10 protein-coding genes, 1 tRNA gene and 2 pseudogenes are annotated in these 10,515 nt (G+C 71.3%); 9 read left to right on the top strand and 4 right to left on the bottom strand.

The window, feature by feature from the left end; genetic code table 11:
- Positions 1 to 216: 216 nt before the first annotated feature.
- Positions 217 to 291, top strand: a tRNA-Gly gene (locus HNR00_RS10395).
- Between the two features lie 583 nt (positions 292 to 874).
- Here HNR00_RS10395 and HNR00_RS10390 read toward each other — a convergent pair.
- A pseudogene (locus tag HNR00_RS10390) lies at positions 875 to 1,003 on the bottom strand (integrase core domain-containing protein); the annotation flags it as partial.
- Between HNR00_RS10390 and HNR00_RS26040 the strand changes: the two are divergent.
- Positions 986 to 1,210, top strand: a pseudogene (locus HNR00_RS26040) (IS701 family transposase); the annotation flags it as partial. The pseudogenes HNR00_RS10390 and HNR00_RS26040 sit on opposite strands and share 18 nt — an antisense overlap.
- Positions 1,211 to 1,380: 170 nt before the next feature.
- Here HNR00_RS26040 and HNR00_RS10380 read toward each other — a convergent pair.
- The 3 genes from HNR00_RS10380 to HNR00_RS10370 form a co-directional block, all read right to left on the bottom strand.
- A complete protein-coding gene (locus HNR00_RS10380) occupies positions 1,381 to 1,602 on the bottom strand; it encodes a hypothetical protein (protein ID WP_183568897.1) in 222 nt (73 codons plus the stop codon).
- A 79-nt stretch (positions 1,603 to 1,681) separates the two neighbouring features.
- Positions 1,682 to 2,530, bottom strand: coding sequence for a metallophosphoesterase (locus HNR00_RS10375; protein WP_183568895.1), 849 nt, complete (start codon positions 2,528 to 2,530; stop codon positions 1,682 to 1,684).
- 19 nt (positions 2,531 to 2,549) lie between these two features.
- Complete coding sequence (locus tag HNR00_RS10370) at positions 2,550 to 3,158, bottom strand: cation efflux transmembrane domain-containing protein (RefSeq protein WP_183568894.1); 609 nt, start codon at positions 3,156 to 3,158, stop codon at positions 2,550 to 2,552.
- A gap of 188 nt (positions 3,159 to 3,346) precedes the next feature.
- Here HNR00_RS10370 and croR point away from each other — a divergent pair, with 188 nt between their 5' ends.
- The 7 genes from croR (at position 3,347) to HNR00_RS10335 (ending at position 10,515) form a co-directional block, all read left to right on the top strand.
- Positions 3,347 to 3,823 (top strand): 3-hydroxybutyryl-CoA dehydratase, encoded by a 477-nt coding sequence (gene croR, locus HNR00_RS10365; RefSeq protein WP_091945545.1) that lies wholly within the window; start codon positions 3,347 to 3,349, stop codon positions 3,821 to 3,823.
- 4 nt (positions 3,824 to 3,827) lie between these two features.
- A complete protein-coding gene (locus tag HNR00_RS10360; RefSeq protein WP_183568892.1) occupies positions 3,828 to 4,670 on the top strand; it encodes a TrmH family RNA methyltransferase in 843 nt (280 codons plus the stop codon).
- A gap of 88 nt (positions 4,671 to 4,758) precedes the next feature.
- Positions 4,759 to 6,252 carry a helicase HerA domain-containing protein gene (locus HNR00_RS10355; protein ID WP_183568890.1) on the top strand — a complete coding sequence of 498 codons (1,494 nt, stop codon included), beginning with the start codon at positions 4,759 to 4,761 and terminating at the stop codon, positions 6,250 to 6,252.
- Between the two features lie 93 nt (positions 6,253 to 6,345).
- The gene (gene crtI / locus HNR00_RS10350) at positions 6,346 to 7,935 is read left to right on the top strand and encodes a phytoene desaturase family protein (RefSeq protein WP_183568940.1); all 1,590 of its coding nucleotides are present in this window, start codon (positions 6,346 to 6,348) and stop codon (positions 7,933 to 7,935) included.
- Positions 7,935 to 8,357, top strand: coding sequence for a DUF2141 domain-containing protein (locus tag HNR00_RS10345; RefSeq protein WP_183568888.1), 423 nt, complete (start codon positions 7,935 to 7,937; stop codon positions 8,355 to 8,357). The genes crtI and HNR00_RS10345 overlap by 1 nt, the downstream gene beginning before the upstream one ends.
- Positions 8,358 to 8,365: 8 nt before the next feature.
- Complete coding sequence (locus tag HNR00_RS10340; RefSeq protein ID WP_183568886.1) at positions 8,366 to 9,319, top strand: ABC transporter ATP-binding protein; 954 nt, start codon at positions 8,366 to 8,368, stop codon at positions 9,317 to 9,319.
- The gene (locus tag HNR00_RS10335; protein ID WP_183568884.1) at positions 9,316 to 10,515 is read left to right on the top strand and encodes an ABC transporter permease; all 1,200 of its coding nucleotides are present in this window, start codon (positions 9,316 to 9,318) and stop codon (positions 10,513 to 10,515) included. Before HNR00_RS10340 ends, HNR00_RS10335 begins: the two co-directional genes overlap by 4 nt.

Raw genomic sequence — 10,515 nt, 5'->3', positions numbered from 1 at the left:
CCAGTCAGCTACCCGGATCTCGCCTTCCGGCTACCCATGGCCACCGCCATGCAGTAACCTCTCAATTGGCTCGGTTCAAAATACCGGTCAGGTCACCTTCGCTCATGGCGTTGCACTCGTCGTGACGCTCTTGCTACAAAGGTGCTACGCAGCGTCAGACATCGTCGCGAAAGGCGTTGACTCAAACGGCCTAAGCGGTTCAGAACGCATAGCGTTGCGGGCGTAGTTCAGTGGTAGAACGTCAGCTTCCCAAGCTGAATGTCGTCGGTTCGATCCCGATCGCCCGCTCCAAGCAAATTCATCAGTCGGGTCAAGTGGTTGGCCCGCATGTAAGGCTCGTCAGAAGCCGACTTCGAACTCCGGACGTACAACCTTCGTACAACGAATGGAACGAGCTGGCTGCCCCAAAGCGGTGATCCATTCGCGCGAGTGGCGGCGTCTGTTGCGCCTCTCTGCGAAGGAACGGAGAGCCTCCGTTCGCGAATCAACCGCCGCCTCCGCCGCCCTCATCGAAGGAGGCGACCAAGGCTCCGCTCGAGGCGGACAAGCCCTCTCGGAAGAAATGGATCGGTTCTGATCACTCGACGCAGAGTCCGACGAATGCTGGTTGAGGCGGGGGAGTGCATTCAGGCCGTACGCGATGGGGGCCGGATCAATCCGATAGGGTGCCGCTGCAAGGAAGGTATCCGACCTCATGAGTCGAGACGCATCGCGTCCTCCGGCTCAAGCGCGAGGATGCCGGGCGGCGCATCGAGCCATATCACGCTCCTGACGGCCTTCACGCGAGGCTCAGGACCATGCCCCAGCCGAATATGGTCTGACCTTGCCCCCTGTTTGCCCCCGTTCATAACCAGAGTCCGTTCTGGCTCTGGTCCTATTTGGGCCGGGTTGCAAACGCGTTTGGGGTGAGCCCACCGTGGCTCGTGTGCGGGCGGCAGGTGTTGGAGGCGACCCGCCACGCCTCGATGATGGTCCGGGCCGCCGGCAGCCCCACCAACAGATGAAGCAGGAACTCGGCCTCGATCACTTCGAGGGCCGCTGCTGGACCGGTCTGCACCGCCACGCGCTGATGACGTGTATGGCCTGCGCTTACCTCCGGCACCTCCGCCTCGCCCAGCCTGATCGAACGGGCCGGGGAAAAAAAGCGGACCGGCCGGCCGGGGGTACCACCGTCTCCGAGCCTGCCCGCCGTGCGGCAGGCCATCATCGGCCGACGGTTCGTCGACCTCGTCCCGCCGGCGCGATGTCCTCAAGGCCCGACATTGCTTCAAGCTGCCGGCTGACCTCAAAGTGCTCAGGTAGTGATAGGGCTCCGGCTCGCTTAAAGTGTCGGGTCTTCGATGTGCCTCAAGACGGCGTCAAAGCACCAGAGTCAGAGCACTACTGCGCCTCCTTCACCCGGCGGCACTCCGTCTTGAGGTAGCTCGTCTTGCCGACCTCGTCGCGCAAATCGGTGCGGGCGATGATCTCCTGCCAGCCGCTGGTGCAGCCGAGTTCGTTGGCGACGCGCACCTTGCGCACCTCGCTGGCCCGGTCGTCGGTGCAGGCCTCCTGCGGCACGGAGTTGGCGCAGACGAGGACGACGGCGATGAAGGCGCTCACGGGACGATCTCCGGGTTCTCGTCGTTGCGGCCGGCATCGGCCGACCCGAGACGCTTACGCGCGGAGCGGCATCCGGGTTTCAGCCGAGTTCGGCGACGATGTCGTTGCGAAACGTCTTCCCCTCGACCGGGTTGGCGATCCAGCGCGTGCGCCCGAGCCTGATGTCGTGCCCGGCATGGAAATGGCCGGAGAACCAGAGATCGGGCCGCTCGGCGTCCGGGAGGTCGTCGAGCACGGTCGTGGCGTAGAAGGCCGGCACCCACCAGGGCACGCCCGGCGCATCGCGAAAGGCGTCCGCCGCGAGCGGGCTCGGAGGATGGTGCGTCACCGCCACCGTCGGGCCGGCATGGGGCTGCGCCAGCGCTTCGAGGAAGGCGGCCTTCTCTGCGATATGTGCCGCCATGGCGTCGGCCGGCGACCACGCGGCGCGGTCGGCCCGGCGGATCGCGCCGCGATACTCCCGCGAGCCGGTGACCGGGTCTGTCATCCGCGCCGCGGCGTAGGCGACCGGGTCGGCGGGGCGGTCGGGGGTGTCGTCGGTCAGCCAGCGGCCGGCGAGCGACCAGTCGCTCCAGAGCGTGGTGCCGACGAAGCGCACGCCCTCGATCACCGTCGCCTGCCCGCCCTGGAGCAGGTGGATGCGCTGGCCCTCCCCGTTACGCCGGGCGACGGCGCGCTCAAGCGCCGCGAGCAGTTCCGGCGCGGTGCGTTCGTCGCCCGTCGGGGCGTAGTGCTCGTGGTTGCCCGGCACCAGCACGACCGGCCGGCCCTCGGCGAGCGAGACGAGGAAGTCCACGCCCTTCTCGGGATGGCCCTCGTGCAGGTCGCCGGCGCAGACGAGCACGTCGAAGGGCGCCGACGGACGCGGGATCGCCTCGGGTCGGCGGCGTTCGAGGTGGAGGTCGGACAGGGGGAAGAGGCGCGGCACGAGGATTCCGTCGAGGATGTCAGACCCGCGCTGCGGCGGCGGCCGCCTGCCGCTCGCGGCGGGCGGCCTTGAGGATGTCGAAGGCCGAATCGGCGTTGATCACGGCGATGCCGAGCGCGGCGACGAGGTCGGGCCAGGACGAGAGGGTCAGGGCGGTGACGAGCCCGGCGACGATGATCGCGACGTTGGCGGCGACATCGTTGCGGGCCGAGAGGTAGGCGGCCCGCGTCAGGCTGCCGTGCCCGTCGCGGTGGCGGGCGAGCATCAGGGCGCAGGTGAGGTTGACCAGAAGCGCGCCGATTCCGGTGATCGTCAGCGGCACGGGATCGGGCGCGACGAAGTCCGAAAATTTTTCGTAGGCGGCCCAGGCCGTGGCGAGGCCGGGCACGAGGATAATGAAGGCCATGGCCGTGCCGAGCCGCGCCCGGTTGCGCAGGCTCCAGCCGAGGCCTGCGAAGATCAGGAGGTTGATCGCCGCGTCTTCCATGAAGTCGAGGCTGTCGGCGATGAGCGCCACCGAGCCGATGGCGAGCGCCACCGTGATCTCGATCCCGAAATAGCCGAGGTTCAGCGCCGCCACGCGGGCGACGACCGGGCGCAGGGCAGGGGTTGGGGTCGGGCGGGGCACGAGTCGGATTCTCGTCGGCGGGCGGGACGGTCGCTGATTGCCTCGCGAGCCCCCCGCTGTCGAGAGCTTGATCGGCGGGGGGCGGCCTTCGTCCCATCGGCATCTGGATTTGCGCCCGCGCCTGTGCGAGGCGAAAGCTTTGCCGCGTCGCCCGTCGCGCGGTTTGCGGGACCTTGGGGAGGCTCCAGATGTTGCCCGAACTGCGCGTGCTCTATTTCGAGGATCTCGAAGTCGGGCTGACCGAGATCCTGATGAAGGAGATCTCCTCCTCCGACGTGGTGGGTTTTGCCGAGATCACCGGCGACCGCAACCCGATCCACCTCTCCGAGCACTTCGCCGCCCGCACGCCGTTCGGCACCCGCATCGCCCACGGCCTCTACACCGCCGGCCTGATCTCGGCGGTGCTCGGCACCCGCCTGCCGGGTCCGGGCGCGGTCTACATCTCGCAGACCCTGAACTTCCGCGCGCCGGTGCGCATCGGCGACACCGTCGAGGTGAAGGTCGAGGTGGCCGAGCTGATCCCCGAGCGCCGCCGGGCTCGCCTGAAATGCACCTGCTCCGTCGGCGCCGAGGTGGTGCTCGACGGCGAGGCTCTGGTGAAGGTGCCGAAGAAGGAGGAGGCGGACCCGCTCGCCATGCGCATGGGCGGCGGGCGCCCGGCCTGAGCGGTTGCCCGAACCGATCCTCCTCGACGACCCGGACGATCCGCGCCTCGCGCCCTACCGCGCGATGCGCGAGCGCGACCTCGTCGGGCGGCAGGGCCGCTTCATCGTCGAGGGCGAGGTGACCCTGCGGCTGCTGTTCTCAGAAGGCGCGCGCTTCCGGGCGGAGTCGGTGCTGCTCGCGCCGGAGCGCTGGCCGGGATTGGCGCCGTTCTTCCAAGAGGACGGCCCGCAAGAGGACGGCCCGCAAGAGGACGGCCCGCCGGTCTACCTCGCCGGCCGGGACGTGATGAGCGCGGTGACGGGCTTCCCCGTTCATCGCGGCGTGCTGGCGGTGGGCCTGCGCGGGCCCGAGCCTCAGCCCGACGCGCTGATACCGCCGGCCCCTGCCCCGGCCCTTGTGCTCGGCCTCGTCGGCCTGACCAACCACGACAATGTCGGCGGCCTGTTTCGCAACGCCGCCGCCTTCGGCGCCGACGCGGTGCTGCTCGACGCCGCCACCTGCGATCCGCTCTACCGCAAGGCGATCCGGGTCTCGGCCGGCGCGGCGCTGACCGTACCCTTCGCCCGCGCGGCGAGCGGCATCGCCCTGCTCGACCTCGCGGAGCGGCATGCCCTGATCCCGCTGGCGCTGACGCCGGGCGGAGGCGAGGCGCTGGAAACGCTCGAGCCTCCGCCCCGCGCGCTGCTGCTGCTCGGCACCGAAGGGCCGGGCCTGCCGGAAGCCGTGATGGACCGGGCGCGGCGCGTCCGCATCGCCATGGCGCCGGGCTTCGATTCGCTGAACGTGGCGACATCGGGGGCGATCGCGCTGCATCGGCTGGCGGGGGAACGGCTGGGACGAGCCTGACGCCCGCCTGTGGACGGCGCACCCCGCCCGGCGACCGATCGTTAAGCCGGCGTGTTAAGGGAGCGGGACGCCGCCAGCGGGGAATCGGATGGGCTACGAGATCGACCTGGGGCGGGCCGGCGAACGGCCGGCGGTGATGGACCTCACCGAACTGCTGGCGACCCGCCTCCTCGTCCAGGGCAATTCCGGCTCCGGCAAATCGCACCTGCTGCGCCGCCTGTTGGAGCAGAGCGCCGGCCTCGTGCAGCAGGCGATCATCGATCCCGAGGGCGACTTCGTCACGCTGGCCGAGCGCTACGGCCACGTCGTGGTCGAGGCCGACGGCAACGAGAGCGAATTGTTGCGGATCGCCGCCCGCGTGCGCGAGCACCGCGTCTCGGTGGTGTTGTCGCTCGAAGGGCTGGATGCCGAGGACCAGATGCGCGCGGCCGCCGCCTTCCTCGGCGGGCTGTTCGATGCCGACCGCTCGCTCTGGTACCCGATGCTCGTCGTCGTCGACGAGGCGCAGCTCTTCGCACCCGCCGCCGCGGGCGAGGTGTCGGACGAGGCCCGCCGCCTGTCGCTCGGCGCCATGACCAACCTGATGTGCCGCGGCCGTAAGCGAGGCTTGGCCGGCATCATCGCCACGCAGCGGCTGGCCAAGCTCGCCAAGAACGTCGCGGCGGAAGCCTCGAACTTCCTGATGGGCCGCACTTTCCTCGACATCGACATGGCCCGCGCCGCCGACCTGCTCGGCCTCGACCGCCGCCAAGCGGAGATGTTCCGCGACCTCGCCCGTGGCCACTTCGTCGGCCTGGGGCCGGCGATCTCCAAGCGCCCGCTGCCGATCGCGGTGGGGGCGACCGAGACCGAGAGCCGCAATTCGGCCCCCGCCCTCCTGCCGCTCCCCGAGATGGGCGAGGCGGCCCGTGCCCTGATCCTTACCGCCGCGCCGGGCGAGGAGGCCAAGCCCCTGCCCTCCCCGCGGCCCAAGCCCGCCCGGCCGGCGAGCCCCGACGTGCTCGTTCAGCTTGCGAGCTACCGCCCGCCTTTGCGCGAGGAGTTTTCGGAACCCGAACCCCTCGATCCGGCCGAGCGCGAGGCGGCGATGGCCGAGGTTCTGGCCTCGGTGCTGGCCGATTCGGACGCCGTCGCCTGCACCCCCGCGACGCTCTATCAGGACTTCACCGTCCGCTGCCGCATCCGCCGGCTCGGCGGCGAGGCGATGAGCCTGTCCGAGTTCAAGCGCCGCCTCGCGGTGGCGCGCGCCGGCGTCGGCGGCACTGTGGCCGAGGGGCCGGAATGGGAGCGGGCGCAAGGCATCGCGGCCACGTTGCCCGACGACCTCGCCGGCCTGTTCCTGCTCATCGCCCGCACCGCCATCGAGGGTGCGCCCTGCCCCTCCGACGCCTCGCTGGCGAGGGCCTACGGCACCTCCTCTTCGGGTCGCGCCCGGCGGATGCTCGCCTATCTGGAGGAGCGCGGCGCCATCGTGATGCGGCGGGATCTCCGCGGCTCCCCGATCATCGCCGTGCCCGATCTCGACGTCGAGACCGGGCCGCAGATCGGCGCCGCCGCGGTGGTGCCGCTGCGCCGCCGTTGAGGAGAGACTGCGCGCGACAATCCGCGCCTCTTGCCGGGGGCGCGGATAAGGCCAAGATTGGCCCGCACGGATCAGAAGGGGAGCCTCGGGGCGTTGCTTCAGTCGCGGGAAGGATTGCGGGCGCTGACCGGGCGTCGCGTCGTCGTGGTCGGGGCCGGCCCCGGCGGGCTCGCCTCCGCCCTGCTGCTGGCCAAGGCGGGCCTGCACGTCACGCTGATCGAGCGCGATCCGGTCGTGGGCGGCCGCACCAAGACCGTCGAGGCGCCGGGCGGCTACCGCTTCGACATCGGCCCGACCTTCTTCCTCTACCCGCAGATCCTGGCCGACATCTTCGAGTCCTGCGGCGAGCGGCTGGAGGACCACGTCAAGCTCGAACGCCTCGACCCGCAATACAACCTCGTCTTCGAGGGCGAGGACGGCATCTCGGGGCAGATCCGCGCCACCGGCGACGTGCCGCGGCTGAAGGCCGAGATCGCCCGCTTGGCCCCGGCCGACGCGGAGAACGTCGAAAAATTCTTCGCCGAGAACCGGACCAAGCTCGACTTCTTCAAGCCGGTGCTGGAGCAGCCGTTCGACAATTTCCTGTCGATGGCGAGCCCGGCGATGCTGGCCGCGCTGCCCCACCTCCATCCCGGCCGCAGCGTCGACAAGGATCTGCGCCGCTACTTCGCCGACCCGCGGGTCCGCCTCGCCTTCTCGTTCCAGACCAAATATCTCGGGATGAGCCCGTTCCGCTGCCCGAGCCTGTTCACGATCCTCTCGTTCCTCGAATACGAGCACGGGGTCTACCATCCGGTCGGCGGCTGCGGCGCGGTCTCGGAGGCGATGGCGGGGCTCGCCCGCCGCATGGGCGTCGATGTCCGCCTCAACACGCGCGTCGAGCGGGTGCTGTTCGAGGGCAAGCGCGCCTGCGGCGTGGTGGCTGGCGGCGAAACGCTGAAGGCCGACGCGGTGATGATCAACGGCGACTTCGCCAAGACCATCCGCGACCTCGTTCCGGAGGAGCGCCGCCCGCGCTGGCGCGACGCCAAGATCGACAAGGCCCGCCTCTCCTGCTCGACCTTCATGCTCTATCTCGGCATCGAGGGGAAAATGCCCGAGAGCCTGGGGCATCACACGATCCTGTTGTCCAAGGAATACGAGCGCAACATCAACGAGATCACCGGCGGCATCCTGCCGATGCAGCCCTCGATCTACGTGCAGCATGCGGGCTTCACCGACGGCGGCATGGCGCCCCCCGGCCACACCGCTCTCTACGTGCTGGTGCCGGTGCCGAACCTGAAATCAGGCATCGATTGGGAGGAGGTCGGCCCGGCCTATCGCAAGCTGGTGCTGGAGCGGCTCAAGCTGTTGGGCCTCCCCGACATCGAGGAGCGCATCCGCTACGAGCGCGTCATCGACCCCCGGGGCTGGCGGGACGACTTCGCCGTCCACGAGGGCGCGACCTTCAACCTCGCCCACGACCTGCTGCAGATGCTGTGGTTCCGCCCCCACAACCGCTTCGGGCCGGGGCTCTACCTCGTCGGCGGCGGCACCCATCCGGGCTCGGGCCTGCCGGTGATCTACGAGGGCGCGCGCATCTCCGCCCGCCTGCTGATCGAGGATCTGGCCCGCGAGAAGGCGCCCGCGATCCTCGCCGAACTGCCCTCGACCTCGCCGCTCGCCACCGGCGAGCCGCATTGATGCGCGCGGCCGCCGTTCTGATCGCCGGGCTGGTGCTCGCCGGCCCGGCCTGCGCCGCGAGCCTTGAGGTGATCGTCGAGGGGGCCGAGCCCGGCGCGGGCGCGGTCTACGTCACCCTCTGCCAGGGCAGCCTGACGGAAGCCGGCTGCCGCCAGGGCCAGGACGCCCCGGCGCAGGGCGGCGCCCAGCGCTTCCTGTTCCGCGACGTGCCCGCGGGCCCCTGGGCGGTGGCGGCCTATCAGGATCTCGACGGCGACGGGCGGCTCGGGCGGACCCCGCTCGGCCTGCCGCTGGAACCCTACGGCTTCTCCGGCGCCGCCGGGCGCCGCGCCCGGCCGGATTTCGGCGCCGCCGCCTTCACCCTCACCGAGCCCGGCGGAGCCTTGCGGGTGCGCCTCGCCCGCGCCCTGCCCCGGCGCTGATTCCTTCCGTGAGCCTCCCGCCGCCCCTCGTCCGCGTCGAGGGGGCCGCCCTTGCCTTCCGCGGCCGGCCGGCCCTGCGCGGCCTCGACCTCACCGTGGAGGCCGGCACGACGCTCGCGCTGCTCGGGCCGAACGGCGCCGGCAAGTCCACCCTGATCCGCCTGCTCGCCGGGCGGCTCGCGCCCGATTCGGGCCGCGTGCGGGTATGCGGCGGCGATCCCCATGGCGACCGGACGGTGCGCGGGCGCATCGGCTACGTGCCGCAGGAGATCGCGCTCTATCCGCGCCTGAGCGTGGCGGAGAATCTCGACGTGTTCGCCCGCCTCGCCGGGCTCGGCCGCGGGGCCCGCCGCGAGGCGGTCGGTTCTGTGCTCGCCCGCTGCGCCCTCGAATCGGTCGCCGGTCGCCCCGTCGCGACTTTGTCGGGCGGCTACCAGCGTCGGGCCAACATCGCCGCGAGCCTGCTCGCCGCCCCCGACCTGATCCTGCTCGACGAGCCGACGCAGGGCGTCGATCTCGACGCCCGCGCGGCGATCCACGCGGTGCTGGCGGGCCTGCGCGCGGCAGGCGCGGGCGTCATCGTCAGCACCCACGACTTTGCGGAAGCCGAGCGCCTCGCCGACCGCGTCGCCATCCTCGGCGAGGGCCGCCTGCGGCTGGCCGGCGATCTCGCCATGCTGATGCGCCCGCTCGCCGCCGCGCCCCCCGAGCACGAGGCGGTGATGGAGGCCGCCCCCGATCCGGCGGCGCAAGCCGCGCTCCGCGAAGCCGGCTTCGCGCCGGAAGCGGGCGATGCCCGACTCTGGCGGGCCGATCACGGCGCCGCGGGCGGCCTCGACGGCGCAGCCCTGCTCGCGAGCCTGCGCGGGCGCGGCGTGCCGGCGGCCGAGATCCGCGTGCGCCGCCCCGGCCTGGAGACGCTCTATCGCGACGCCCTCGGCGGAACGGAGGCGGCGGCGTGATCGCGGCGGCGTTCCGGGTGATGTGGCTCTCGCTCCTGCGCGACCGCGCGGCGCTGACGATGGCCTTCGTCCTGCCGACCGTCATTTTCTCGATTTTTGCCGCGATCTTTTCCGGGGCACTCGGCGACCGCGTCCGTATTCACTTAGGTCTCGCCGACCTCGCCCAGACCGCCACCACCCAACGTCTCGCCACGGCCCTCGAAGCGGAGCCGAGTCTGAGGGTCGAGCGCCTGCGCGCCACCGATGTCGAGGGCGCGGTCGCCGCCGTCCGCCGCGGCGAGGTCGATGTCGCGCTGGTGCTGCGGGGCGAACTCGCGGCGCAGAACGGACCCGCCCCCGCCGACCAGCCGGTGGTGCTGGTCGAGAGCCCGGCCCGCGCGCTGGCGAGCCCGATCGCGCTCGGCCAGCTTCAGCGCGCGCTGAACGGCGCGCTGCCCGACGTGGTGCTCTCGCGCATCGTCGCCGACGTCGAACGCTCGGGCAAGATCGGCGCCGACGAGCGCGCCTTCCTCGACGAGGCCTTCGCCGAGCAGCGGGCCAAGAAGGAGCCGTTCTCCTTCGCCAACCTCGTCGAGACCCGCTCGGCCGCCTCGGGCCGCGGCAACGAGCGCATCAGCTACTATGCCGGCGCCATCACCGCGGTGTTCCTGCTGTTCGCCGCGATGCAGGGCGCCCTCTCGCTCGTGGACGAGCGCGAGGGGGGCTTGGCCGACCGCCTCGCCGCCGGTCCCGGCGGCCTGCGGGTGATCGTGCTCGGCAAGTTCCTGTTCCTGCTGCTGCAAGGCATCGTCCAGGCCGGGCTGATCTTCACCGCCGCCGCACTCCTGCACGGCGTCGATGTCTCCGGCCACTGGCTCGGCTGGCTCGTCACCTCGGCGCTCGTCTCCGCCATGGCGGCCGGGCTGGCGCTGGCCGCCTGTGCCCTCTCCTCCACCCGCCAGCAGGCGCATCTCGCCGCGACCTTCGGCGTGCTGCTGCTCTCGGCGGTGGGCGGCAGCATGGTGCCCCGCTTCCTCATGCCCCCCTGGCTTCAACAGGCCGGCTGGCTCACCCCCAACGCCTGGGCGATCGAGGCCTACCAGACCGCGCTGGGCGAAGGTTTTGCCGCCGCGCTTCCGGCTTGGGGCGTGCTCGCCGGGCTGGCCCTGGCGGGGCTCGGGGCGGCGTTGGGGCTGGTGGGGCATCGCACGCACTGA

The sequence above is a fragment of the Methylorubrum rhodinum genome (genome assembly GCF_014199935.1).
Classification (GTDB): Bacteria; Pseudomonadota; Alphaproteobacteria; order Rhizobiales; family Beijerinckiaceae; genus Methylobacterium; species Methylobacterium rhodinum.
This window is presented reverse-complemented; position numbering and strand designations above follow the sequence as displayed.

Excerpts from the sequence above, each read along its gene's own strand:
- croR (WP_091945545.1), top strand. The coding sequence starts at position 3,347 with ATGTTGCCCGAACTGCGCGTGCTCTATTTCGAGGATCTCGAAGTCGGG.
- HNR00_RS10355 (WP_183568890.1), top strand. The coding sequence starts at position 4,759 with ATGGGCTACGAGATCGACCTGGGGCGGGCCGGCGAACGGCCGGCGGTG.
- HNR00_RS10345 (WP_183568888.1), top strand. The coding sequence starts at position 7,935 with ATGCGCGCGGCCGCCGTTCTGATCGCCGGGCTGGTGCTCGCCGGCCCG.